The sequence below is a fragment of the Pontibacter indicus genome (genome assembly GCF_900156345.1).
GTDB lineage: Bacteria > Bacteroidota > Bacteroidia > Cytophagales > Hymenobacteraceae > Pontibacter > Pontibacter indicus.
This window is the reverse complement of the sequence record NZ_FTPP01000001.1, coordinates 1,715,934-1,742,349: the sequence shown is the minus strand read 5'-3', so window position 1 is coordinate 1,742,349 and position 26,416 is coordinate 1,715,934. Positions and strand designations below refer to the sequence as shown.

14 protein-coding genes are annotated in these 26,416 nt (G+C 52.7%); 9 read left to right on the top strand and 5 right to left on the bottom strand.

What is annotated here, in order from left to right; genetic code table 11:
• Position 1: 1 nt before the first annotated feature.
• A complete protein-coding gene (locus B0B12_RS07400; RefSeq protein WP_076667053.1) occupies positions 2-6,538 on the bottom strand; it encodes an Ig-like domain-containing protein in 6,537 nt (2,178 codons plus the stop codon).
• A gap of 990 nt (positions 6,539-7,528) precedes the next feature.
• Between B0B12_RS07400 and B0B12_RS07395 the strand changes: the two genes are divergently transcribed.
• The 7 genes from B0B12_RS07395 (at position 7,529) to B0B12_RS07365 (ending at position 15,419) form a co-directional block, all read left to right on the top strand.
• Positions 7,529-8,923, top strand: coding sequence for an undecaprenyl-phosphate glucose phosphotransferase (locus B0B12_RS07395; RefSeq protein WP_244554623.1), 1,395 nt, complete (start codon positions 7,529-7,531; stop codon positions 8,921-8,923).
• Between the two features lie 7 nt (positions 8,924-8,930).
• Positions 8,931-9,752, top strand: coding sequence for a WecB/TagA/CpsF family glycosyltransferase (locus B0B12_RS07390; protein ID WP_244554622.1), 822 nt, complete (start codon positions 8,931-8,933; stop codon positions 9,750-9,752).
• A gap of 290 nt (positions 9,753-10,042) precedes the next feature.
• Positions 10,043-10,843, top strand: coding sequence for a glucose-1-phosphate cytidylyltransferase (gene rfbF / locus B0B12_RS07385; protein WP_076667049.1), 801 nt, complete (start codon positions 10,043-10,045; stop codon positions 10,841-10,843).
• 79 nt (positions 10,844-10,922) lie between these two features.
• Entirely contained in the window at positions 10,923-12,008 is a 1,086-nt protein-coding gene (gene rfbG / locus B0B12_RS07380) for a CDP-glucose 4,6-dehydratase (protein WP_076667048.1), read from the top strand.
• An 82-nt stretch (positions 12,009-12,090) separates the two neighbouring features.
• The gene (rfbC, locus tag B0B12_RS07375) at positions 12,091-12,645 is read left to right on the top strand and encodes a dTDP-4-dehydrorhamnose 3,5-epimerase (protein ID WP_076667762.1); all 555 of its coding nucleotides are present in this window, start codon (positions 12,091-12,093) and stop codon (positions 12,643-12,645) included.
• A gap of 117 nt (positions 12,646-12,762) precedes the next feature.
• The gene (locus B0B12_RS07370; RefSeq protein WP_076667046.1) at positions 12,763-14,109 is read left to right on the top strand and encodes an NAD(P)H-dependent oxidoreductase; all 1,347 of its coding nucleotides are present in this window, start codon (positions 12,763-12,765) and stop codon (positions 14,107-14,109) included.
• A 95-nt stretch (positions 14,110-14,204) separates the two neighbouring features.
• Positions 14,205-15,419, top strand: coding sequence for a glycosyltransferase family 4 protein (locus tag B0B12_RS07365; RefSeq protein ID WP_076667044.1), 1,215 nt, complete (start codon positions 14,205-14,207; stop codon positions 15,417-15,419).
• A 10-nt stretch (positions 15,420-15,429) separates the two neighbouring features.
• Here the strand turns inward: B0B12_RS07365 and B0B12_RS07360 are convergent, their stop codons facing one another.
• The 3 genes from B0B12_RS07360 to B0B12_RS07350 all read right to left on the bottom strand — a co-directional run bounded on the left by B0B12_RS07360 (position 15,430) and on the right by B0B12_RS07350 (position 19,336).
• Positions 15,430-16,671 carry a glycosyltransferase family 61 protein gene (locus B0B12_RS07360; RefSeq protein WP_076667043.1) on the bottom strand — a complete coding sequence of 414 codons (1,242 nt, stop codon included), beginning with the start codon at positions 16,669-16,671 and terminating at the stop codon, positions 15,430-15,432.
• Positions 16,672-16,732: 61 nt separating this feature from the next.
• Entirely contained in the window at positions 16,733-17,857 is a 1,125-nt protein-coding gene (locus B0B12_RS07355) for an alginate O-acetyltransferase AlgX-related protein (RefSeq protein ID WP_076667041.1), read from the bottom strand.
• A complete protein-coding gene (locus B0B12_RS07350; protein WP_076667039.1) occupies positions 17,858-19,336 on the bottom strand; it encodes an MBOAT family O-acyltransferase in 1,479 nt (492 codons plus the stop codon).
• Positions 19,337-19,928: 592 nt separating this feature from the next.
• On the opposite strand from B0B12_RS07350, the gene B0B12_RS07345 reads away from it, so the two are divergent.
• Together B0B12_RS07345 and B0B12_RS07340 are read left to right on the top strand one after the other, a co-directional pair.
• Positions 19,929-22,274: a LamG-like jellyroll fold domain-containing protein gene (locus tag B0B12_RS07345; protein ID WP_083704103.1), complete on the top strand. Its 2,346-nt coding sequence runs from the start codon at positions 19,929-19,931 to the stop codon at positions 22,272-22,274.
• Positions 22,275-22,614: 340 nt separating this feature from the next.
• The gene (locus B0B12_RS07340) at positions 22,615-23,091 is read left to right on the top strand and encodes a hypothetical protein (protein ID WP_076667038.1); all 477 of its coding nucleotides are present in this window, start codon (positions 22,615-22,617) and stop codon (positions 23,089-23,091) included.
• A gap of 141 nt (positions 23,092-23,232) precedes the next feature.
• Here B0B12_RS07340 and B0B12_RS07335 read toward each other — a convergent pair whose 3' ends face one another.
• Positions 23,233-25,824, bottom strand: a complete 2,592-nt coding sequence (locus B0B12_RS07335; RefSeq protein WP_076667036.1) for a PA14 domain-containing protein — start codon at positions 25,822-25,824, stop codon at positions 23,233-23,235.
• Positions 25,825-26,416: the final 592 nt, after the last annotated feature.

The following is a 26,416-nucleotide window of genomic DNA, read 5'->3' as shown; positions in this document are numbered from 1 at the left end:
GTTATTTAACAATTGTCACACTTCCTGAAAGCGGTTTTTCCTGGTTATCTAGCTGAATAAGGTAGTAATAAGTGGCGATCGGCAGTTCTTTGCCGTTCTGGCGTCCGTCCCAAGGCAGTTTATAGCCTTGTGAGCTGAACACCACATTGCCCCACTGGTTGAACACCTGCACCTTGCAGTTCGGGTACTGCTCAATGTTGAGGATCTCCCACACATCGTTCACCCCATCCTGATTCGGCGTGAAGGTGTTCGGCACGTAGACCAGCTGCTGCACCGTAATCGTCACTTGGTCCGTAGACACGCAGCCTGCTGCGTTCGTCACCGTCACGGTATAAGTTGTGGTTTTCTCTGGTTTGGCGTATGGATTGGCGATGTTCGGGTTGTTTAGTCCCTCGGCCGGAGACCAGCTGTAAGTTTCACCGCCTTTAGCCTCCAACTGAACTGTTCTGCCGAGCATCAGGGTCTGGTCTATACCTGCGTTGGCACTAGGAGCAGGCACTGTTACCGTTACCGGACGACGCTCACTGGCGCATGATGAGGCCACTTCCTGCACATAATACGTGGTAGTGCTGGTCAGTACAGGCGTTGTGAAGCTGGCTCCCACCTGAATCGGGTCTCCGCCTCTTGCCTGGCTATACCACTCCAGTCGGCCGCCTTTACCTGTTGCAGTCAGCGTTGTTTTAGTGCTGTGGCAGATCGTCTGGCCGCTTGCTGTTGGCATATCCGGCAGTGGCGTCACCGTGATCTTCACCGCTTCGCCCACCAGTCGCTCACAAGACTCAGAGGTTACTACTCTTCTGAACCAGGTGGTTTGGGTGAGCGCAGCAGACTGGTAATCTTTACCACTGTTCACACCACTGGCGGTTGTAAAGCCATTGTCCGCACCGCTGGTGCTGCTTTCCCAACTATAGGTATAGCTACCACTGCCGCCTGTTGGCAGTGTGCCCACCAACAAAGCAGGTGCCGTGCCGAAGCAGATCGTTTGGCTGGTACTGATGCGGTTGTTCGCCATCGGCGGACGCACGTTGATAAACACGGCTGCACTGGTGTCAGGTGTTGGGCCGGAAAGCACCACACGACGGAACCAGGTAGACTGCGTGAGCGCAGCCGGGCTGTAATCTTTGCCCGTGCTCTGGCCTGTTGCCGTCATGAAGCCCGTTTTAGCACCTTTCGTGCTGGCCAGCCACAGGTAAAGGAAGTCCCCGTCGCCACCTACTGGTACAGAGCCCTGGAGGGTGGCCGGTTTGTTGCCCACACAAATCACTTGATCACTGTGAATGTTGTTGTTCGTCACGCCTTTGTGAACTTCGATCAGCACCGGATCTGACACCGTTTCGCAACCACCCGAGAACACGCGGCGACGGAACCAGGTTGATTCATGGAGCGCTTCTGGCGTATAGTGGCGACCGTTGTTTATACCTGCAGCCGGCTGGTAGCCACCCTGCTGGGTATGGCTGCTTTCCCACAGGTAGGTATAGCTGCCCGCGCCTGCGCCCCCGCTCGGGTTCGTGCCCGAAAGTGGAGCCGGTGTCTGGCCACGGAAAATGCTCTGGTTCAAGCCAATTGTGTTGTTGCTGATAACCGGCGAAACCGTGATCGTCACCACATTTGACACCATCTGGCACGGACCGGACTCCACCACACGGCGGAAAGAGGTCGTGGTGGTGAGGATGCCCACGGTTAAGTCGGCCGAAGCACTGTTGTTCACTTTGCGGAACACGCCATCGTTGCCTGCGGCCTCCCAGTAATAGGTATAGCTGCCGGTGCCTCCGGTTGGCTGTGAACCCGTTAGTTTGGCTGGCGCTGTGCCTGTACAGATCACCTGATCCGCTGAGATCGTGTTGTTTGCGATCACGGCGTTTACCAATATGCGTACCTCTGCTGAGGTGTTGAAGCACTCACCGGCCACCACTTTGCGGCGGAACCAAGTGGTTTCGGTCAGCTGGCCTGGCTGGTAGTTCGTGCCCGTGTTGTTACCTGCGGCAGGCGTAAACTCAGTGCCTTCGGTGCGGCTTTCCCACAGGTATACCGGCTGCTCGTTGCCACCTGTCGGTCGGGTACCTTTCAATTCGTCCGGCGTGTCACCTGCGCAAACAGCATGGGCCTGAGTGGTGATGGTGTTATTGGTGATCACTGGTTGCACCACGATCTGCAGCACCGGGCTCACCGACTGCTGGCAAGGAGCCGAGTACACCACTCTTCTGTACCACATGCGCTCGGTCAGTGGGGCAGGGGCCTGGTAGTCCGGTTGGTTGTTAGTACCCGCTGCGGTTGTGAAGTGCTGGCCATCGCGGCTGCTTTCCCACAGATAGGTATAGGTGCCATTTCCACCGGCCGGGGCCGTACCTTTTAGCTGCTGCAGTACATCACCCGCACAAATCGTGCTCTTTTCTACTGTGATGTTATTGTTGCTGATCGCTGGCAGTACGTCCACTTTCACGGCAGGGCTGGTATGTGCCTGGCACGGACCAGACAGCACGATTCTTCTGAACCAGGTCGTCTTCTCCAAGGCCTCTGGCTGGTAAGAAGCGCCCGTGGCACCCGCTACCGGGCTGAAGCCTGCCTCAGCGCCCGTCACGCTGGCCTCCCACTGGTAGGTATAGCTACCGTTACCGCCAGTTGGTGTCGTGCCTGTCAGTGTATTCGGACGCTGCCCGGCGCAGATGGACGCAGTTGGAGCTGTCAGGCTGTTGTTGTCAATGCGCTTGTTCACCGTCACGGTTACCGGGCGGCGCTCGCTGCTGCCGCAACCGTTCACATTCACTGCCTCTACAAAGAAGGTGGTCGTTTCCTGCAATGCGACTGTCTCAAAGCTATAGCCTTCGTACAGGTGGCTCTGTGCAGTCGCGCTGGCATACCAACGGAAAGTGTTGGTGGTATGGCTATTTACAGTCAGAGTTGCAGTGCTGCCCTCGCAAACGGTAACAGGGGCCACTTCCGGCGCAGCCGGCAAGCCTACGACTGTCACCTCTATCATCTCCGAGTTGCTGATACACTCCCCTGACACGACTTCGCGCATGTACCAGGCAGTCTGGGTGAGGTTGGCCGGGCTCGTATAATTTTGGCCCGTGTTGTTGCCGGCAGCCGGGCTAAAGGTGGCGTTCGGGCCGCTTGTATTCTGTAACCAACGATAGGTATAGCTGCCATTGCCGCCGGTAGGCTGCGCGCCCGTAAGCGTAGCTGCGGCAGTGCCTTCGCAGAGAACAGGCTGTCCGGCAATCTGGATGGTGTTCTGCTCGATGGCCGGCTGCACCAGGATCTGAATCTCGTTACTCACACTTTCGCCGCAAGGGCCACCTGCTACCACACGGCGGTACCACATGGTTTTGTCTTTGATCTGCGGGGTATAGTTCAAACCCGTGTTGGTGCCCAGCGCTGGCTCAAAGCTGCCGTTCTCGCTGCGCATCTCCCAACGGTAGGTCTTCTGGTCGGTGCCGCCTTGTGGCATGCTGCCGATGATAACGGATGGCATGCTGCCGCTGCAGATGGTATTCTGCTGCACGGACACAAAGTTCATCGTGATCGGTTTCACCACTGTCACTTTCACAGCCTCGCTCACATGCACCTGGCAGGTACCGGAAGTTACTTTGCGGCGGAACCAGGTGGTGGTGTTAAGCGTGCCTGGCTCGTAGTGTTGCTCGCGATTGTTGCCGCCGGCTGCTTTGAAGCTGTTGCTGGCGCCAGTCGTGCTGAACTCCCAGGTATAGGTATAGCTGCCCGTGCCGCCAGTCGGATCGCTGCCCATCAAAGTCGGAGCTTCTGCGCCCTCGCAAATAGGAGCGATGGCGGTAATCGTGTTTTGGTCGATGACAGGCGTAACCGTAACGGCAACCGGAGCGGAGGTATGGGAGCAACCAGCTGACAATACGGTCCTTCTGAACCAGGTCGTGCGGTTGAGCGTGCTCGGCTGGTAAGTAGCCGCAGTAGCACCGGCTATTACTTCAAAACCTGCCTCAGCGCCTGTCACACTAGCCTCCCAGCGGTAGGTATAGCTGCCGTTGCCGCCGATAGGGGCCGTGCCAGTGAGCCGGGCAGGGGACTGCCCGGCACAGATCGCCGGCACTTCATTCAGGGTATTGCGGTCGAGCGCAGGCAGGATGGTAACCGTCGCGGTTACCACAGGGCTGTAGCAACCGTTGGTCACGCCGCGAACATAAAAAGTACTCACGCCTTCCGGCAGGTTCTGAGCCGTAAAGCTTCTTCCGGTCTCCAAACGTTGTGTGGCTGCTGCATCGGCGAACCATTCATACGCGCCGGCATTGCCTTCTGCTGCCAATGTCGCGCTGCTGCCGGCACCGCACAGGGTAACAGGAGCTACCACAGGAGCCGGGGTGGCCGGGTAAACCTCCACTTTAACAGGAGTGCGCACGCTGGAACAGCCGCCCTCCACTGTGGTCTGGGCATAGAATGTTGTTGTTTTGTCAAGAGCAGCTGTCTGGAATGTAGCCCCTTCGTGTAGCAGGTTGCCCCCTGTTGGCTGGTCGTACCACTGTACGCTGCCTTCGGCCTTCAGTATCTGCAGCATTGCCGGACTGCCTGGACAAAGCGTTGCCACCGGCTGCAGGGTGGGCGCAACAGGCAGGTCGTTTACCGTTATTGTGATTTCCTCAGCCACCTCGCACACGCCGGAACGGTAGGTATAGGTCAGGGTATAGGTGCCAACCGAGGCAGGATTAAACTGACCGTCAGCCGATACATAGTCAGAGCCGCTCCATTTGCCGCCCTCGTGCGAGGCTTGCAACTGCATGATGCCACTGTTCAGGCAGACAACTTCTTTCGGAGCGCTCAGTAGGAGTTCAGGTATAGCATCGATCTTGATTTGCTGCGTAGCTGTTTCTGAGTCGCCGCATTCGTTTGTGGCTGTCACTTTTACTTCGTAAGTGCCCGGCTCTGTGAAACGGATCGTTGGATAGGCTGAAGCGGCGTTGGTACCTGCTTCAAAAGCTGCCTGGCCCGGACCGCTCACCTCCCAACGGTAGGCGCTGATGGTGCCGGATTGGGCATCGTACACAGGGCGGTGGGCAGCGTTGTTTTCTGAAAAGGCAATGGATTGCGGGCCGCAATAGGTTTGCGCCTCCGGCAGAGTCGCCAGCGGTTTGTGAATGACAACGATATTTGTCTCCTGCGTGCTCACGGCTGAACAGAAACTGCTGGCCAGCAGGGACACGGTGTAGGTGCCGGATTTATCGAAGCTGAAGACCGGATTCACGGAGTTGGCATCAGTGCCCTCGGCAAAGCTCCAGCCTTCCTCTGCCGACACGGTCCAGGTATACTTCAGGTCAGCGCCTGTAGAGTTGTTCTGAGCCCGGAAGATGGAAGGGGCGCACACACCGCCGTCCGGTGTCAGATCAAAAGCGGCTTTGGGCACATCGTTTACCACAATCATCTGCTCCATTACCGTTGGCAAACAGGTCGAGTTTGGGTCAAGCGGATAAGCCGTGAGGCGCACCATGTACTCACCCAGTTCGTTGAACACCACGTTAGGCGAAAGCGTCGTGCCGTTGCCGGAAGAGAATCTCCAGCCGGTCTCCGGGAAGATCTCCCACTTAACACGGTAGCGATCGTTTCGGGCAGAGGCGTCGTAGCCGTTCTTGGTCTTGTCCTGGAAGCGTACCGGTTCGTTCAAACACACATTGCCGATCGCAAAATCGGCGATCGGACCTTTGGAAATGCGAATACCGGTGAAGGTCGCGATGGACACGTTACACTGGTTGGTGGCGGTGCCTTTCAGGGTAAAGCCGTTGGGCTTGTCTTTGGAGGACTCCAGGAACTCGTGACGGAGGACGCGGTCGGCGGGCAGCTCGTTGTGCTTAAAAACATAGGCTGGCGTGCCATCGTCGAACTGGAAGGTATAGACGGTGTGCGGGGAGTTGCCTTCCACACCTGTGATTCTGAAACCATAGGAAACCGGCGCACAGTCGATGTTATTGCCATCGCTGGTAATGCCGAGGCCCGGGTTGCTGCCGATAAAAAGTTTTTCGGTGAAGGTGCCCTCGCAGCCGCTGGCGTCGGTGGCAGTTACAGAAATGGTATAAAGGCCTGCAGCCGTATAGGTATGGCTTGTTTTTTCGAACTCGGGTCCGAAAGTATCACTTTTGCCATCGCCCCAGTTAATGGTATAGCCCGTGTTAGTGGCCGCGGTTTTGGAGGCGTTCTCTATTTCCAGTTTGAAAGAGTTGGCGCTGCCGGTATAGCTACAATAAGTAAAATCGTAAAGCGGGTCTTTGATGGTGGCATCGGGCCGCTCGCTTATCTGGACAGGAGCAGAGGTAGCGGTGCACCCATCTACGTTGGTGGTGGTAACAGTGTAAGTACCTGCCGCCGTAACGGTAATGCGCTGGGTGGTAGCGCCGTTCGACCACTTGTAACTAGCTGCTTCTGTGGCAGTAAGTACAGTTTCACCTTCCGCACAGAGCGAGGGAGAGCCCGAAACAGTTATAAGAGGAGTGCAACTTTGCGCCAAGGTTTTTGTACCAAAACACAGCACATAAAGCAGGGTGAGCACAACTAACGCGAGGCTCTTTTGTACCAGTTGCATAAGGGGTTCTGTATAAGTTTGCTATAGAAAATTGCTTTTTTATCAAAAGGGCGATGGCCGGAAAATTCAATTCAGTCAAAGGGGAGAACTAGAGAGAAAAAGCAGTGCTACCGGCTATTTTCTATAACATTCCATTCGTTATCAGGGTGATGGAAAAATGAATTCCAAGGCCTGAAAACTTTTATCACCTTTGGCCGAACATTTTCGTGGTCTGTCCGTATTGTGCAAAATGTTTTTTGAGATTAGTTGGTTCAAATAATTGTAAAATTTTTATGAACCGGATTTTAAAGTCTTAACCTTTGGGTCATTGCCACCATCGACAAATGCCTCTCACTAGCATAAAATCTGCCTTATTTTGCTGTATAGGCCATTTATGATACCCCTCAATAAAGGATGTAGTAAATTAATTGTATTATTTTAATATGTTATTAAACCGTGCTTGAGCAAGCCAAAGCACGCTGCCTTGCTTTATTCTCCTATAAATTAATCCTCTTTTTCGTGGGGGTGATCGTAAAAGCCTCCCTCTCCATAACTCTTAATCAACAGCTGATATTTTTTTCAATGGAAGAATTGGTGAGGGAAGCACGTTTGTAGGGACAATAGTACTAGTTGATATGAATTTTATTGGAATAGTTATGTATTACATATATAAGTTATTATTTATAATCCAATCTATTTAAAAATATAAATATGTTAATATTATCGATTCAAAATTTATTCACCATTTAGCGATAAATTAATAAACCTTAATATAAATGCAGTCGTATTTCAGTCTAAATTCTGGGTGCTAGATAAAAGTCAATTTTCAAAAAGCGCCAGGATCTCCAGAAACAGAAATAGAATTTAAAGGCTAAAGGAAAACACACATAGTAAAGTTGTCATCGCTCCCAGCGCAACGTGGGGATTGACAAAGTGATTGAATGCGAGAGGCGTAAGAAAGTCAATTAAGGGAAAAAGGGAATTATGATTCAATAAGTACAATTACAGGTTATGCACAAATACAGACACTATAATAGTTTTAATAGAATACTCTTATTAATACTAGACATCACACTGATCGCTTTCGCGTTTAAGCTTTCTAACCTCTTCCGGTATGGCGATCTGGAACTCACACACCAATACAGCATCTTCTTTGTACTGTTTGCACTCGTGTGGTGGATCGTTTCGGGGTTCAAGAACTTTGTTTTCAGAATAGATGGCTTCCTGCCGGTGGGCAGAAGAACTGGCAACCTGTTGAATGCCTTTGCGATACACGCCGTGATATTGGCCAGCTGTATCGTAATCTTCAACCTGGAGCACCTGTCGCGCCTCTTGCTGCTGTACACTTACCTGTTTACAGCCTTGCTGATCGGGGTTAGCCGCATTGTGCTTTTCCTGGCCCAGCGCTACTTCTCCAAATCAGACATGGCCTACAGCCGCTACGTGATTGTGGGCATGGGACCGGCTGCCATCAACCTGCACCAGACCTTCAGCAATGACGAGGCACCAGGCCGTAAGTTCATGGGATTCTTCACAGACAAGGCCGAGGAACTGAGCAAGCATAGCAGCATGGTAAAAGGTACAGTGGCTGATCTGCAGGATTTCTGCCTCCAGAATAACATCGATGAAGTTTACTATACCCTGCCGGTAAATGACAAAGAGCACATCGACGAATTGACAGAGTTTGCGGACGAGAACTTCATCTACTTCCGCATTGTGCCTGACTTTAGCGCCATTGTGCAGCGCGAAGTGAACATGTACTTCTACCAGAACATCCCGATGATCAGCGTGCGTAAGGAGCCGCTGGAGCAAGTGACTAACCGCGTGGTGAAGCGCGTTTTCGATATCGCCTTTTCGTCTGCCGTTATCCTGCTGCTGTTCCCGATCATCATGCCAATCATCGCACTGGCCATCAAGATCAGCTCACCAGGGCCTATCTTCTTCAAGCAGCTGCGCCCTGGTAAAAAGAACCGCCTGTTTGTGTGCTATAAGTTCAGAACCATGCGTGTGAACAACAACACAGAGCTGCAGGCTACGAAGAACGATCCGCGCGTGACCAGAGTGGGTGCCTTCCTGCGCAAGACGAACCTCGACGAACTGCCGCAATTCTTCAACGTACTGCTCGGTGACATGTCGGTGGTAGGACCACGTCCGAACCTGGTGTCGCAGCTGGACCACTACTCAAAAGTGATCAACAAGTACAAAATGCGCCACTTCGTAACACCAGGCATCACAGGTTATGCGCAGGTGAGTGGTTACCGTGGAGAAACCAAAGAGGTGCACCTGATGGAAAAACGAGTGGAGTACGATGTGAAGTACATGGAAAACTGGAGCTTCATGATGGACATGAAGATCATCTTCCTGACTGTATGGAACATGGTGAAAGGCGAGAAAAATGCATACTAACGATATAATGGAACCAAGCACCCTGCGCAAAACCGCAGCACCCCTGCAGCAAAAGCGTCGCTTACTGAATTCCTACATTACCACCGGCCGCTTCGACGAGTTTGTGGAGCAGGTCTTCTGGATGACCGAAAACAGGGAATCCTCTTACGTGTGCTTTGCCAACGTGCATATGCTGGTGGAGGCTTACCAGGATCCGGGATTCAATAAAATTCTGAACGAGGCGGATGTGGCCTCGCCGGACGGCGGACCTCTCTCAAAGCTGATGAAGCTGAAGTACGGCCACAGCCAGGACCGCGTGCCGGGTATGGACCTGATGCCGCGCCTGATCGAGGAGGCCGCTGCCAGAGGCAAGTCGGTTTTCTTCTACGGTTCCACAGACGATGTGCTGGAGGAGGTAGTGAAAACAGCGAAAGCCAAGCACCCCGCTATAAAAATAGCCGGTCATTATTCACCGCCTTTCCGCAAGCTAACGGATGCCGAGGACCAGTCGATTGTGGATATGATCAATGATTCGGGCGCGGACCTGGTGTTTGTGGCCCTGGGTTGTCCGAAGCAGGAGCGCTGGATGGCCGAGCACAAAGGCCGCGTAAAAGCCTGTATGTTAGGCGTCGGACAGGCCTATATGACCTATGCCGGACTGGAGAAACGTTTGCCGAAGTGGGCGCGTGACTTGTCGCTGGAGTGGACATACCGCTTGTACCAGGAGCCGAAGCGCCTCTGGAAGCGCTACCTGGTCACCAACAGCATCTTCGTATACCTGACGTTGAAAGACGCACTCTGGCCCAAAGATAAACATAGCAAAGCCACTGCCGTAACGGTAGGCTATTAACAGAAAATGCGCTGTGCAGGTATAAGAGCCCGCAGCGCATTTTTTTCGTGCCCCTGATTTAAAGCTGACCCTGTAATTTTATCTTCTCTTAACAACCTATACCTGCGTTTCAGGTATAAGTGCATGGGAACAGAACTATCGCATTGGCGATGTTATAACATTACCCAATCAGGTATGCCGGCCACACCACAAGCAAAGGCACGAAAATCTGCATTAGCAACATCAAAATATAGTAATTGTCGTATAGAGGACAGATTTAAATTGAAATTCACCTCAAACCCTTATAATTAATGAAAGCTGTAATACTGGCAGGCGGATACGGAACCCGCATCAGTGAGGAGAGTGGTATCAGACCAAAGCCGATGGTAGAAATCGGCGGAAAACCCATCCTCTGGCATATCATGAAAATATACTCAGCCCACGGCATCAACGATTTTGTGATCTGCTGCGGCTACAAAGGTCATATGATCAAAGAGTATTTCGCCAACTACTTCCTTTACAATTCCGACGTGACCTTCGATATGAGCAACAACAGCATGGAGGTGCACCAGAACAAGACCGAATCCTGGAAAGTGACGCTGGTGGACACCGGCGAAGGCACTTTGACAGGCGGCCGCCTGAAGCGCGTGCGCGACTACATCGGCGACGAAACCTTCTGCCTGACCTATGGCGACGGTGTGAGCGACGTAGACATCAGCGCCTCTATCGAGTTCCACAGACAGCAGGGCACCAAAGCTACCCTTACTGCCGTGCAGCAGCCTGGCCGATTTGGCGTTTTCACGCTTTCCGGAGAAGACACGCATGTGCGCCATTTCCAGGAAAAGCCGGAGGGAGGCGAGCAGCCTTGGATAAACGGCGGTTTCTTTGTGCTGGAGCCTTCTGTAATTGACTATATTGACGGCGACCATACCACCTGGGAGCGCGAACCAATGGAGCGACTGGCCCGCGAAGGCGAGATGTCGGCTTACAAGCACACCGGCTTCTGGCAACCAATGGACACCCTGCGCGACAAGAATTACCTGGAGGAATTGATCCAGGCTGGCAAGGCGCCGTGGTATAAAGTGATTCAAAACCAACCTGTAAATGTCTAAATGGCCTAAGGTATAGCAGATTGTTCTGCGCCTTCGTATAACATACCCTATACCTGACCTTTTAGCGAAACATAAGCTGATGAAGAGAGAATTTCTGCAGCAAACCTATCAAAACAAAAAAGTATTTCTGACAGGTCATACCGGCTTCAAAGGTTCCTGGATGCTGCAAATGCTGCACTCCCTGGGCGCTGAAGTGATGGGCTACGCCCTGGCTCCCGAAACCGAAGAGGACCTGTACCACCTGATCGACGGCGACAATTTGTGCGAGTCCGTGATCGCGGACATCCGTGACAAAGAAGCCGTAGAAGAGGCGGTGCTGCGTTTTCAGCCGGACTTTATCTTCCACCTGGCCGCGCAGCCGCTCGTGCGTTTGTCCTATGAGTTTCCTTCCGAAACCTTCGCCGTGAATGCTGTGGGAACGGCCCATGTACTGGATGCAGTGCGCAAACTCGAAAAGCCCTGCACAGTAGTGCTGATCACGACTGACAAGGTATACGAGAACAAGGAATGGGTCTACCCTTACCGCGAAAGCGACCAGTTGGGTGGCTATGACCCGTACAGCGCCAGCAAGGCTTGCGCGGAGCTCGTGATCTCGTCCTATACCCGTTCATTTTTCCATCCGGAGGTATACGACAAGCACCAAAAGGCCATAGCCAGCACCCGCGCCGGTAACGTGATCGGTGGTGGCGATTGGGCGAAGGACCGTATTATACCCGACATTGTGCGGGCACTGCGGGTAGGCGAGCCGGTAACGGTGCGCAACCCCAATGCCGTGCGTCCGTGGCAGCACGTGCTGGAGCCGCTGGGCGGTTACCTCTTGCTCGGCGCGAAAATGGCGGAAGATCCGAAAACCTTCGGCGGCGCCTGGAACTTCGGTCCGCAGGCTGGTGACAACAGCCCGGTGGAGGACCTGGTGCAGAAGGCCCTACAGGTATGGGGCTCTGGCAATTACGACAAGCCGGAGCTCAATAACCAGCCACACGAGGCAGGCCTGCTCAAACTCGACATCAGTAAGGCGCTGGTGGAGTTGGGCTGGACTCCCAAGTATAACTCGGCCCAGGCGATTGAGCGCACGATCGGCTGGTATAAGACCTACCACGAAGGTATAACGGACATCAAGGAATTTACAATCGGGCAAATTGCTGAATACCTGGGCGAAGAGTAACCCGTATACCTGCCCTCTTAATTTGAACGAAGAACACCTGCAGAGCCTGGCCTGGCAGGTGTTTTCCAATACAACCCATCACATGATTTTTACAGAAACCAAACTAAAAGGGGCTTACATCATCGACATCAAAAAGCTGGAGGATGAGCGTGGTTTTTTCGGCCGGGCTTATTGTCAGAAAGAGTTTGAGGAGCATGGGCTAAACACTAACCTGGTGCAGGCCAACGTAAGCTATAACTACAAAAAAGGCACCCTGCGCGGCATGCACATGCAGCTGGCCCCGCACGCCGAAACCAAGCTCGTGCGCTGCACCCGTGGCGCCATTTTTGACGTTATCATCGATCTGAGACCGGACTCCGAAACGTATAAGCAGTGGATCGGGGTGGAGCTGACCGCGGACAACTACCGCATGCTCTATGTGCCGGAAGGCTTTGCACACGGCTACATGACACTGGAGGACAACTCGGATGTGATGTACCAGGTAACGGCCTTTTATGCGGCAGGAGCCGAGCGCGGCCATCGCTGGAACGACCCCGCTTTCAACATCCAGTGGCCAATGGAACCAGTGGTGATTTCAGAGAAAGACCAGCAGCACCCTTTGCTGGAGACGGTGATGGAGCAGTCTGGAATAGCTTGACAAACGACTGATTGACAAAGGATAAGAGACTTTTTTTATCGTAAGCTACTAGCAAAGTCTTTTTCATATTTAGTCCTTTGTCTAAAAATCCCTTGTCCTAAATACAATAAGAACAACATGATCATTATAGATACCGCATTAGCCAAACGACAAGCCGAAGGCCGACCTGTTCGTGTGGGCATGGTGGGAGCCGGGTTTATGGCGAAAGGCGTAGCCCTTCAGGTCAAGAACCATGTGCCAGGGATGGAGATCGTTGCTATCTCCAACCGCACCATCGACCGCGCCCGCGAAACTTATAACGAGGCAGGTATAGCCGACGTGGAGGAAGTGAACTCCCTGACCGAGCTGGAAGAAAACATTCGCCAGGGCAGGTATAGCATCACCCACGACCCGATGCTGTTATGCCGCGCCGAGGGAATCGACGCGATTCTGGAAGTAACCGGTGCCGTAGAATTTGGCGCGCAGGTGGCTTTGGAGGCTATTCAGCATGGCAAGCACACGGTTATGATGGATGCGGAGGTGGACGGCACGGTTGGTCCGATCCTGAAGGTATACGCCGATAAAGCAGGTGTTGTGTTTACGAACGTGGACGGCGACCAGCCCGGTGTGATCATGAACCTGTACCGCTATGTGAAGTCCATCGGCATGAAGCCGGTGCTGTGCGGCAACATCAAAGGCCTCCACGACCCTTACCGCAACCCGACCACGCAGGAAGGTTTCGCCAAGCGATGGGGACAGAACCCGGCCATGGTGACCTCCTTTGCCGACGGCACCAAAATCTCGTTTGAGCAGGCCATTGTAGCCAATGGAACCGGCATGCGGGTGGCCAAACGCGGTATGCTGGGACCTTATGCGCCACAGGGAGCTAATATCCGGGAGTCGGTGAACCTGTTTCCGCTGGAGGAACTCACCAACGGTCCAGGTATAGTCGACTATGTGGTAGGTATAGCCGAGCCGGCCGGCGGCGTGTTTGTGCTGGCTACGCAGGATAACCCACGACAGCAGCATTACCTCAACTATTATAAAATGGGTGAGGGGCCGCTTTACTGCTTCTATACCCCGTACCACCTGTGTCACCTGGAGGTTCCGCTCACCATTGCCCGGGCTGTGCTTTTCAACGACGCGGCGCTCACACCGCTTGGCAGACCTTACGTAGAAGTAGTGACGGCTGCCAAGAAAGACCTAAAAGCCGGCGAGACCATCGACGGCATTGGCCACTACATGACCTATGGCCTGTGCGAAAATGCGGACGTGACCGAGCGCGAAAACCTGTTGCCAATGGGTATAGCCGAGGGTTGTGTGTTAAAACGCGACATCCCGAAGGACCAGGTCCTCACCTACGACGATGTGATTTTGCCGGAAGGTAGAACCATTGACAGACTGCGGGAAGAGCAGCGCCAGTACTTTGCTTCAGCTTTTGCTGAGGCCAGAGAGCAAGCGCCCAACACAACCGCTATTGCCTGAGATTTTTCACCCACAAAAAAGAAGTATTAGGCAAAATCCCGCACTGGTCAGGTATAGACCGGGCGGGATTTCGTATGCCTGACAAATAAAGATTCATGCGCATTCTGATCATACACAACTATTATAAGCAGGCTGGGGGCGAGGATACCGTTTTTCATGCCGAAGCCGCCTTGCTGGAGCAACACGGCCATCAGGTGGAGAAGCTAAGCTTTTCGAACAAAGAGGTAAACAGCCTGTCGGAGAAGCTCAAGGCTGCGCTGGGCGTCGTGTATAATCCGGGGAGCGCCAAACTGGTGGAGGATCGGATAAAGTCCTTTCAACCTGACGTCATCCATGTGCACAACTTCTTTCCGCTGCTTTCGCCGTCCGTCTTCTATGTGGCCAACCGCCTGCAGGTGCCCATTGTGGTGACGCTGCACAATTACCGCCTGGTTTGCCCAAGTGCGCTGCTTTACTACAACGGAAAGGTACAGCTTGAAAACCTGCACAAGGTTTTCCCCCTGAGTGCCATCCGCCAGAAAATATACCGTGACTCTGCCATACAAACCGCCTCTGTAGTGCTCACCACTGGTATGCATAAGTTGCTGGGTACCTGGAGGAGTAAGGTTGACAAGTTCATCGCACTTACGCCCGGAGCCGCCGACCTGTTCCATAACTCTTCGCTCAAACTCAGGCCAGGGCAGGTGGCCGTGAAGCCCAACTTCACCCAGGACATAGGTATAAGCCGCGTCGAACGGGAGGAGTACTTTCTGTACGTTGGTCGCCTGACGGCTGAAAAAGGGATAGAAACACTTCTGAAAGCCCATGAACTGAATCCATTTCCGCTGAAAGTGGCCGGTGACGGGCCGCTGCGGGAGCGGGTGGAGGAATATGCAAAGACGCATGCAAGTATAAAGTACTTGGGTTTCCAGAACCGGGAACAGGTACTGGAACTCCTGAAGCAAGCCAGGGCACTGATCTTCTCCTCTGAGTGGTTGGAAACGTTCGGCATGACCATCATCGAAGCTTTCTCGGCGGGTACGCCTGTGATTGCGGCCAACATTGGCGGCGCGGCGCAACTCGTGGAAGACGGCGTAAACGGACTGCACTACACTCCGGGCAATGCGGAGGAACTGGCGGAGCGCGTGCATACCCTGATCCAATACCCGCGTATGATCCGGCAACTGGGTACGGCAGCCCGCCAAAGCTATGAGGTCAGGTATACGCCTGAGGTAAATTACCAGATGCTCATCTCCATTTACAAAGACGCCATCCGCTCTAAAAAGAGAAAAGCCCCTGCAACCAAAGTCGCAGAGGCTAACCTTTCCTAGCGGCTTGGTGCTACACCGCTTCTACATTCGTTTTCTTTCCGGAATTCTTGCGCATCTTCTCCAGTATCGACACAACCTGTTTGGTGTCTACTAACAGGTGCTGGCGCTGCCCCTCGTCTGCATTATGCACCGGCTTGTCGCCTTTGCAGATGATGTAGTCGTAGTCCAGGTCTATTTTGGTGGCAATGTCATAGAAAGGCTCTATCACAAAACCCTCGTGGAAGATCTCGATGATCTTGGTGCCCGGCTTGCAGAAGAACATGCTGATCAGGCCAGCCCCAGTGGCAGAAATCACCACCTTCGCCTGCGAGAACATCCGGATTTTCTCCAGGATGCTGTACTTGCTGGAAACGATCGACTTGAATTTATACGGTTCCAGTGCTTCCAAAAGCTCTTGCTCGTTCAGTACGTTGCGTATAGCCGAGTCGCTGCGGCTGATGTATAGGTAGGGCACGCGCTCCGATTCAGGCAAGACTTCGTGCTGCACGAGCGGCAGGAAGGAGTCGCGGATGTACTGGCCCAGCCAGCGTGGCACCAGGGTATGGCTTCCGCGTGGCGCCGTGGAGGCGATCACACGGTCGGCAGTCAGGTGGTGGTATTCGATAGAAGTGATGATCTTCTCGGCAGGTATACCCAGCAACTCCAGTGTTTCGGTCTGGTAGCTGTAGCGGGTGCTCGGCACCAGAAACCAGTCTACTTCGTCGTAAAGGCCGCTTTCGCGGAGCAGGTGCAGGCGTGGCAGCACATCCATAAACCAGTGGCCAATGTTGTTGAGGCCCGCGCCACCGGTCAGCATGCTGAACACGGTGCCCTTGAAACGGGTGGGCGCCTGGAAATAACTCTGGTCAAAGATGTTGTTTTTCTCGGCATCCACCACTTTGCCGTTGATCATGCTAAGCGACACATTCTCCACGATCCGGTTCTGCTGCGACACGATGGCCACACTGCTCTCATTGTCTGTGTAAATGCGTCCGTTGGGCACCTCGGCCACCACATAGTCGGTGGTAACGCTGCGCATGGGCTTCCAGTAGTCGGAGCAGGCTTTGTAGAGGTCCTCCGAAATTTCGAGCGGGGTGGTCAGGTTCGGGTAGATGGGGTATACCTTCACTTCGGACGGCGGGCAGGAAGTCTCGCCCCCTTTGCTGATGCGGCAAACGCCGATTGGTCTAAAGCGCTTGTTGTGGGGAATGATGCGCCCCATTATCTTTTTAAGGCGTTTGGTAGATTTATCGTAAAATACCTTTGGTTTCATATATATACGGTGAGTAATAATGGCTATACGTTTGTAATTCAAATTTGGCTGTGTGATACCATCAATCAGGCTGCTTTACCAGGTATAAGGTATTGGATCCGGTACTGTCGACTGGCTGCTGCAAACGCTGCGCCAGCAGGCTGGCAGCGGCAGCCACCGCCGTATTGTTCCAGTGCCCGTCATCGGCAGGGTACAGCTTCTTGTTTTCGTTCAGGTACAGGCGTTCGAACAGGCTTTGCGGATTTACCACCGTCACGTTCCTGCTTTGGAGCTCTGACACGAGGCGCGGAAGAAAGTCCGGTTTACGGGCCGAGGGTAACAGCTGGTGATAAATGTTCTCCTTGTTAGGGATTGGCATGAACACAAAGGGAATGCCCCGCTCGGCCAGCGCAAGTTTATAGCCCTCCAGGACATCGGCTATCTGGTGTATCTCTTCGTCACTGAAATGGCGGTTGGCATGTTCGCCTTCCATGAAAAATTCGTTCTGGTATTGGATGTACTCCTTTTTACCGGACATGCGTTCGATGTTGGCCAGTGTGCGGTGGTAGAGCGCCAGCTTCGAGGCGCGGTCAGCCGTCACAGCCAGCCAAGTGAGCACCCCAGACGAGTTGATAACAGAGCCGGTCCGGTCGCGGAGTTTGTTGCCTATACCGGTGGCGCCCACGGGAGGCAGTTCAGGTATACGGCGCTCGATGCTCGAAACTACCACCAGCTCCGGTGGGTTTTCTTCGAAGCGTTTGGTGCCCAGAAAGCGGTTGACGGTGGCAGGAGCGAAGGAGTATACTTCTTTGCCCAATTGTTTTTCCAGCACCTCCGCCAGCGTTTCTTCCTGCGAGAGCTTGGCACCGGTGATGTTGGAGTCCCCGATCAGCAGCACCTCGGCTTTGGAGTCGCGGTTACGATAGCCGTAGCGGTCGGTGTACCATACTACCTGCTTCTTTTCGGCAAAGCGCGTGCGAGGTGCCAGTTCGCCTTCTTCCTCCATGCGCAGGTGCATGTTCGGGTAAAAGGGCCCGGACATCAACCGCACGCTGTTCACCGAAATAGTTTCCCACACCCGGAAAGTGAAAGTATCCATGGGCAGCACCACGGCTTCGACCAGAGGCCAGAGCACGAAAGGGGCCACCAGCAGCGCCAGTTTTCGGAGCAGCCTTTTCACCTCGCTATGTTTGGTCTCCTGCGCCATTTAGAACTGAAAATAAATGAACTCCTGGTGTCCAAACTGCCCGAAGAGCAGCACCGCTACGATGACCACATAATACAAACCCCAGCGCACCACAGCCGGGCGCTGGCTGATTAACTGCGATATGCTGCCGTTGCGCTGAATCAGGTGCACCGTTTCCATGATCAGGATGGAAATGACAGACACGGCAAAAACCTTGAAGCCTTGGTCCATGAACAAGATGTGCTGCAGGTCTATACCTGCCAGCAGCTGGCGGATGTTGCCTATACCTGCCACGCTGCTCTGCAGAATGTAGAAAGCGTCGCCGATGGAGTTGGCCCGGAAAAACACCCACGAAAACAGCACCAGCGCGAACACGCTCAGCACCTGCACCCATTTGTATAACAGTGGCCGGCTGGTAAGTCCGATGGCCTCGGCAAGAGCGTCGCGCTGCTTAACCGTGACAATTGCAAACACCAGGTAAAAGCCGTGCAGCGCCCCCCATACCACAAAGGTCCAGTTAGCGCCGTGCCACAGGCCACTCACCAGAAACGTGATAAACAGGTTGTAGTACCAGCGCCACTTCACCACCCGGTTGCCACCCAGCGGGATGTAGAGGTAGTCGCGGAACCAGGACGAGAGCGAGATGTGCCAGCGGCTCCAAAACTCCGAAATGCTTTTGGAAAAGTAAGGTCGCCGGAAGTTCTCCATCAGCTGAAAGCCCATGACCTGCGCCGACCCGATGGCAATGTCGGAGTAGCCCGAAAAATCGCAGTAGATCTGAAAGGCGAAGAAGACTGTGGCAATGATCAGCGTGATGCCCTCGTAGTCGGTGGGGTTGTTGTATACCTGATTCACCATCAGGGCCAGGTTATCGGCAATCATGATCTTCTTGAAAAAGCCCCAGCCCATGCGTCGCAGGCCGGCCACCACCCGCTCGTAGCTGAACTGGTGCTCCATCTTGAGTTGCCCGAGCAGGTTGCCTGCCCGCTCAATGGGGCCTGCCACCAGCTGCGGGAAAAAGGTGACGAAGAGTGCGAAAATCCCCAAGTGCTTTTCTGCCTTGATGCGCCCATGGTACACGTCGATCGAGTAGCTCATGGTCTGGAAGGTATAGAAGGAGATGCCCATGGGCAGGAGCAGCTCAAATGCCGGCATGGCGTAGCTCATGTTCAGGGCCGAGGCAATATCGTGCGCGCTGTCGTTGAAAAAATTGTAATACTTGAATAAGCCCAGTATGCTCAGGTTAGATAGAAGCGAGAGCCAGAGAAAAGGCTTGCGTTTGTGTTTTTCCACGTCGCTATACCTGCCCATAGCGCGGCCGCAGAAATAGTCCACCAGCGTGGAGCCGATCAGGATCAAGGTATAGGCGGGCCTCCAAGAGGCATAGAAATAATAGCTGGCCAGCAGCAGGATGAGCCATCTGCGATTAGGAGGCGTCAGAAAGTAGAGCGTAACGACTACCGGGAAGAATATGAAAAATTCAGTAGAATTGAATAACATATGCAGACGCTGTTATGGATCGGGAGAAGCGCGTGGTCTCCAGTCGTTTTGCTTTCACCCTCTCGGGTGAGGGGTGGAACCATGGCCTTTAACCTCATTATAGGAAAGCCAGGCCTAAAAGGTTTAAGAATTCGGTATATATTTTTCTAGCTGTATAGATGCACGAATATAATTGTGCAGCTTTCTATACGCAGCTAAAATGAATTGGCTGTTACTGAGGTGAAAAAATTGCATTAACAGATCTGACTCCATGATACAAGCGTAGACCTGGCTCAGGTATGTTGTGTTATCAGATCTGTATTCTCCCTGATTTGGCCGCTAAAATCCCCTCTGACAACTCTTTTCAGGAAGATGACAATGTGGACAATTTAAGTATACCCTAAAGCCGAACATCTGAGCGGCAACGGCGTAATATTATTGTACTCTAATACAACAGTAACCCTATACTCTCCGTACAGGACATGCGATGTTGTCAACTGGCATTTTAAGTAGAACAACAGCTGTTCAGCTCTAGCCTATACCAATCATACACCCGACTTAGAAGTAGCGAGCATCAACCAAATGCCGTGATACAGATACTTAGTGAGCTTATATGATAGCAACTACCTTCAGGTACATTCTTCGGTACCTTTCCCTATACCTTTGGGGCTGCAACTGCAAAGTAGCCCTGACACTTTGCGCGCTACTCAGCTTAGCAGTACAGGATGCGGCGGTGGCGCAGACCAACTGTCCTCCTGGTCTGGTGCACCACTTTGGACTCGACGAAAAAGTGGCTGGCGCCTACACAGACTACGTGTCCGGCGCCAGTGCCACCTGTACGGCTTGCCCTGCGCCCACAGTCAGTCGGTATGGCGGCGGGCAGCGCTTCAGCGGCTCCAACAACGGCATACAATTCAGCGAGGTTGGCAACTTTCAATGGGGGCCGCATGATAGCTTCACGCTCGAGGTATGGGTGCAGGTCAACCGCAAATCTGCCAACCAGGTGATTGTCGGCCGCAAATCAAGCGACGGGCTGTCGGCCTGGTGGCTGGGCGTTAACCCGGAAGGGTATGCTGTGTTCGACATGCAGGATAATTACGGGGAGCCGCATACCATGACGGACTACCTCAAGGCGGTGAACCTATTTGACGGCAAATGGCATCACCTGGTGGTGGTACGGGAGGGAGCTCCCCAGATCACCAAACTCTATGTAGATGGTTTTCGGGTAGACGACAGACGGACTGAAGTGAGGCAATACCGCGGCAGCATGGAGTCATCCAGTCCGGTTACGATTGGGTACATCGACATCGACTCCAAGTATTTTTTGGATGGCACAATCGATGAACTGCTGGTTTATAACACCAATTTGTCGGAGCAGCAGGCGCGCGACCGCTACAACCTCGGTGCGGGCAGCTACTGCGGTCCTGAGGATGTCCGGCCTGAAATCATATCGACACCTATTACGTACGGCACCGTCGGCCAGCAATACCGGTACGATGTGAATGCCGTCGGCAAACCTGCTCCGCGCTATATCCTCCTGGTGAGTCCGCCGGGGATGACGATTGACGCAGGCACGGGCCTTATTTCGTGGGTGCCATCAGCCGCCGGAAGTTTCGGAGTGGAGGTAAAGGCAACGAACAGCCTGGGAGAAAGCACTCCTCAGCGTTTTCAAATAGAGGTGAGGCCCGCCACGGAAGAGCCCAACGGCATGCTCCATCACTGGATGCTGAATGAGAACGGAGGCCCAAATTACCGCGATGTGTACACGCCGATAGATGCCGTTGCCAAAGAAAGAAGCCGCCCAGCCGCGGTGAAAGGCGCCGTGGAAGGCGGACAGCGGTTTAACGGTCGCGACACAGGGCTCGACGTAATCGGCAGCCCGAACTTCGACTGGAAGGCAAAAGAAACCTTCACGATCGAACTCTGGCTCCGAACCGACACCAAAGATGGCAGTAGCGAGGCCCAGAACCAGGTGTTGCTAGGGCGCCACGCCACGGATTCGCCCTCGCAGTGGTGGCTTGGACTTGACAAGGACCGAAGGGCGGCCTTTTACCTGCCGGATATTGAGTTTAAGGGCATTCTGGTAGGGTCTAGCGGTCCTAAACTGAACGACGGTGGCTGGCATCAACTCGTGGCAGTGCGGGACGGTGGTTCCGGGGCCCTCAGGCTGTATGTGGACGGAGAGCAGGTTGCAGCAGGCAACTTCGCGCACAGTTTCGGATTCAGCAGCCGGTCGCCTGTTACCATGGGTTACTTTAATGCGAGCATGCTCAACAGTTACCATTTCGAAGGCGACCTCGATGAAGTAAAACTCTTTGGCAGAGCGCTTTCGTCAGAGGAAATCCGTGAACGCTTTGTGGACGTATATAATAACCTGACTGAGATCGTCGGCTTTAAGGGACGCTATGTAGAGGGCGAGACCTTCAACCAGAAGACCGTGGTGCTAGACTGGAGAACCCTTTACGAGCTTGAAACCAACTACTTTGATGTGGAGCGGTCTGAAGATGGGGAGAACTTCACAGCCATCGGCCAGGTGAAAGCTTCGGGAACTACAACGACAGCCATCGACTATACCTTTACGGACGATGCACCGCTCAAAGAGCAGGGGTATTACAGGCTCCGGCTCGTTCGGCTGGACGGTACCTCTTCCTACTCCAACGTCATCCTGGTGCAGGATCGCTCCCCTTCTGCCTCTTCGTTTAGGATCTACCCTAACCCGGCCGCGGTTGGCGATGAAGTGACCCTCGAAGTTGCCAATCTGAAAGAGAACGAGGAAGTGACCTTTATGATAACAGACGGAGCCGGACGGCAGGTGATGAGCCAGCAGGTGCAAACCGATGCGTTTGGGGAACTGCGCCTGACGCTACCTGTCGGAGGGAATCTAAAACCTGGCATCTATAACCTGACAGTGGCTGGCAGCAACAAAACCCTTAACCGTAAGCTCGTGATCGCACGTTGATAGTAGTTGATTAACTGTGCAATTAACAGGAGATGAGCAATTGGATCGTTTGAAAGACTTACAGGTATAGTATTTAGCTCGGAGAAGGACTGATAGAAAGCGTTAAAAACTTATAAATGTGAGGTAATTTTCAGGTATAGCGAGCTCTATTGGTATTTAATTTTTATATAACATGCTGACTTGTAATTTTTTAAAAATATAATATCGCATCTATGAAATTTTTGATAAACCCTGCCATGCCTAGTCCGTACTATGTCTGGAAATCATAGGCAAATACCCGCATGCCAACAGCATATCACTCGATTTTAAATAGCCTTTACTTATATAAATTTTAGTTTCTATGAAAAAGTTATTCCTCATACCAATTCTATTTGCCTTGTTCCTTACATCTTGCGACGATGATAAAGATGAAAAGCTAGACCCGCCGGTTTCGCAAACTGACGCGCAGATGCGTGGCGACTGGACAAACACCATGATCAAAAGAGTGTACTACTCTATGGAAGACGAGGTGATGTTCACGGACTCAGTACAATATCAGACAACTTTCAGTTTTAACGGAAAGCAGTTAACCGTTACTGTACCGGGCGGTCAGCCAGAAGTGATGAACTACAGTTTCCCGGACCCGAACGATTCTACCCTGATTGAATTGCAGCGTGGTAGCGACAGAGGAAGGTATAATGTTGTCTCTATTTCAGGTTCACAAATGACCTGGATGGAAGAAAAGGCCTGGGCAGGCTTCCCGGAAGAAGCTCCTGAAGCTGAGAAAACAACATCCAAGAAAGGTGTCTATACCTGGCGATTCACGCGCAAGCAATAGTTGACACCGAGAAGTGTCCTGGACTTTAGGATGCTTTGAAAGATTTAGAAAAAAGAAGCGGTACAGGTTTTTCCTGCACCGCTTCTTTTTTATTTGGCCTGTCCCTCCGTCAAGCTTTGGGAAGCCTTATTTTTGATATACTTACTCTTTGATCAATTTGATGGTAGCGCTCTTGCCAGCGTTATCAGTATACTTCAGGAAGTACAGACCTGCTCTAAGTCCGGTAGCAGCCAGGTTCATCACCAGCTTGTTGTTCTCTACCTTCAGGTTTTCTTCTTTGTATACCACTGTACCAGCCTGGTCCAGGATGACAACTTCCTGCAGTTTGATCTCCTCTTTGCCCAGGTCAAGCGTTACCACGTCGTTGAACGGGTTAGGATAAGCGCTCACTTTTTCGAAGCTGATGTTTGTGTCCGCTGTCTCAGCAGTAAGTGCTGAAGAAGAGGAAGCAGTCAGCGACTCGATTGGAGACAATCTGTTTCCGGCAATCGGGCGCTCCATGGTGCCGTTCGGCAGCTGCCAGCCCACGGCCAGGTTGTCGCCGCCGCCGCCCTGCAGCATCAGGGCCTCGATGTAGTAGCGCTTGCCGGCCTCCAGGGTGATCTTGGCCGACTGCTGGCCTGAGGTCTTGGTCCACTCGCGTGGGTTGGTCCAGGTGCTGGAAAGAGCGATTCTGGTCTTCTTGGCAGGGTCCTCCGAGGTGCTCAGGTAAAGCTCGGCCACGTCGTCGGCCGCGATCCAGAAGGTGTACTGGCCTGACACAGGGGCCGTCACGTAGCCGCGGATGCGCTGGCCGTAGTTGTTGCCCTGGCTCTGTGGCGCCTCGAACGAGCTCAGCTCGGTGGTAGAGGCAGGCTTGGTGTTCACCGGAATTACGCCGATGGTAGAGCCGTGCACGTTGCTCCAGAAATCGCGGGTGATCTTGCCAACTGGTGTTGTGCTTGCAACTGGAGCCGTTGTTTCAGTAGGAGCGGTAGCCGGAGCAGTGCTTCCTATTTCAGACAGTCTGTTTCCGGCGATCGGGCGCTCCATGGTGCCGTTCGGCAACTGCCAGCCCACGGCCAGGTTGTCGCCGCCGCCGCCCTGCAGCATCAGGGCCTCGATGTAGTAGCGCTTGCCGGCCTCCAGGGTGATCTTGGCCGACTGCTGGCCTGAGGTCTTGGTCCACTCGCGCGGGTTGGTCCAGGTGCTGGAAAGAGCGATTCTGGTCTTCTTGGCAGGGTCCTCCGAGGTGCTCAGGTAGAGCTCGGCCACGTCGTCGGCCGCGATCCAGAAGGTGTACTGGCCTGACACAGGGGCCGTCACGTAGCCGCGGATGCGCTGGCCGTAGTTGTTGCCCTGGCTCTGTGGCGCCTCGAACGAGCTCAGCTCGGTGGTAGAGGCAGGCTTGGTGTTCACCGGAATTACGCTGATCGTAGAGCCGTGAACATTTGACCAGAAGTCACGCGTAATCTTACCAGTGCCTGCTGTGCCTGTAGTAGTACCAGTACCAGTACCAGTTGAGCCAGTTCCTGTAGTTGGCTGCTCAGCAGGAGCAGTAGCTACAGGATCCTGTACTGGCTGTGAAGGCGAAGTAACAGGAGCTGAGCCGTTAGGTCCAAGCACGATTCCGTTGCTGCTAAGCTTATTCAACCAGGCGTTGTATTCATTTTTCTCGTGCTGCTTCGTGATGTTGCCACCTACGTATGGGTTGTTCTCGTTCTTAACCAATCCATCCGGGAAGTAGTTTTTGTCGAAGAGGTTGCCCTGGCTCATAACGCCGGTTGTGTTGTTGCGCATTACGGCATTAAACGTAGCGCCTTTCTTGTAGTAGTCGTAGCCATAGAGGCCTACGTTGTGTGTGTTGACACGAGTGCCATCGTCAAACAGGCCAGAGTTAACACCACGGTTGTTGTACACCTCGATGTTGTTACCACCTGCGATAGCGTAGTTGTAGTTACCTACGTTTACAGTCTGGTTGTCGTATACCTTCACGAAGGCAGTGGCCACGGAAGCAGGATCGCCCATGCCGTCCTGGTACCAGGAGTCTGTGATGATACCGCCACCTGAGAACTTCGTTTCTGTAGCAGGATAAGGGTAAGCACCCTGGATGTAGTTGTTGTGAACACGGATCGGAGAACCGGAAGTACCGCGTGAGTTGGACAAGTTGATATTGTCCTCTACAAGCGACTTGTTCGGCTCGTTGATGATCTCGTTCCAGGCGATCTCAGCGTGCGGCAGGTTGCCACGATAGTTGAACTGAGCGAACTGCGAGTGCTCGCGCTGACCACCGTAAACGCGGCCGTCGATGTTCTTGGCTTTGTTGTAGCGTATTTTTACTGTGTTGTTAGCAGATCCGTCACCTTCATAGCGCGTGCCCACGTAAATGCCGGCCGTACCTTCCAGGTAGCAGTTCTCTACTATAACGTTTTTGAAGTTGTTTACAGTTAAGAAACGACGTGGTTTCTTGTAGTCTCTGAAGGGAGTTGGTGTAAGACCGTAGCCTTTAGTGTTTTTTACGGTAACATTAACCGAATAGCCCCAGCTTTTGATCAGGTAACCTGCACCACGGATGTTGGAGTTAACAATGGTCACAGGCTCAGAAGTACGAATGTCCACAGCGGCCACCTCAGAATCTTTCGATTCCCAGTTGCCTGTGTAAGTACCTCCTTTTGTGATTACGAGTGGCCCGCTGTAAGTCTGGGCATTGGCGAAGCCTGTCGATAATAGAAAGGCTACGAGTGTGAGAATCAAAACAGACAGAGTTGTCCCCGTCCACTTAGATCCCTGAGTGGAAATTGTATTCATCTTTTTGGCTAAAAGTTGAAAAATTAAAAAATGTACTCCTTATAAGGCACTCGACAAGTCATCGTCTTCAAGAACAGAAGCAAACGTCTTACTTTGTGCTTTTTATGAAAATATTAAGCTTGAAGAATCAAGTGTTCTATCTTCATATATAAGTTGTTGCAAATATAAGTAGGAATTTTTTAGAAAAACTAGTCTTTTTAGAGTTCTTCTTTCTTAAATTATAAATGCTTAGAATATTTCTATTGTTGTTGACTGTCTAAATTGGGTATAAGGCCTTTAATTGATGTTTTTATCCCAATTTGAGCCTCAAAAAAGGTTGTCGAAATTTGAAAGATACAAAAAATAAATTTATATAAAACGTATAAAACATATGAAATAACAAATAATTTAGGATTTTGAATATAGAATACCGCGAGGATTTTGGAAGAAAAGCGATACAAAAAATGTAAACATATAAAATATAATATATTTAATAAATCCGCTATAATTGTTTAGTTTTTTTAAGGTGTTATAACTTTGATTTGGGGCGCTAAGTGGC

Coding starts and splice junctions, on each gene's coding strand:
- B0B12_RS07400 (WP_076667053.1), bottom strand. CDS start 6,538: ATGCAACTGGTACAAAAGAGCCTCGCGTTAGTTGTGCTCACCCTGCTT.
- B0B12_RS07395 (WP_244554623.1), top strand. CDS start 7,529: ATGCACAAATACAGACACTATAATAGTTTTAATAGAATACTCTTATTA.
- B0B12_RS07390 (WP_244554622.1), top strand. CDS start 8,931: ATGGAACCAAGCACCCTGCGCAAAACCGCAGCACCCCTGCAGCAAAAG.
- rfbF (WP_076667049.1), top strand. CDS start 10,043: ATGAAAGCTGTAATACTGGCAGGCGGATACGGAACCCGCATCAGTGAG.
- rfbG (WP_076667048.1), top strand. CDS start 10,923: ATGAAGAGAGAATTTCTGCAGCAAACCTATCAAAACAAAAAAGTATTT.
- rfbC (WP_076667762.1), top strand. CDS start 12,091: ATGATTTTTACAGAAACCAAACTAAAAGGGGCTTACATCATCGACATC.
- B0B12_RS07370 (WP_076667046.1), top strand. CDS start 12,763: ATGATCATTATAGATACCGCATTAGCCAAACGACAAGCCGAAGGCCGA.
- B0B12_RS07365 (WP_076667044.1), top strand. CDS start 14,205: ATGCGCATTCTGATCATACACAACTATTATAAGCAGGCTGGGGGCGAG.
- B0B12_RS07360 (WP_076667043.1), bottom strand. CDS start 16,671: ATGAAACCAAAGGTATTTTACGATAAATCTACCAAACGCCTTAAAAAG.
- B0B12_RS07355 (WP_076667041.1), bottom strand. CDS start 17,857: ATGGCGCAGGAGACCAAACATAGCGAGGTGAAAAGGCTGCTCCGAAAA.
- B0B12_RS07350 (WP_076667039.1), bottom strand. CDS start 19,336: ATGTTATTCAATTCTACTGAATTTTTCATATTCTTCCCGGTAGTCGTT.
- B0B12_RS07345 (WP_083704103.1), top strand. CDS start 19,929: ATGATAGCAACTACCTTCAGGTACATTCTTCGGTACCTTTCCCTATAC.
- B0B12_RS07340 (WP_076667038.1), top strand. CDS start 22,615: ATGAAAAAGTTATTCCTCATACCAATTCTATTTGCCTTGTTCCTTACA.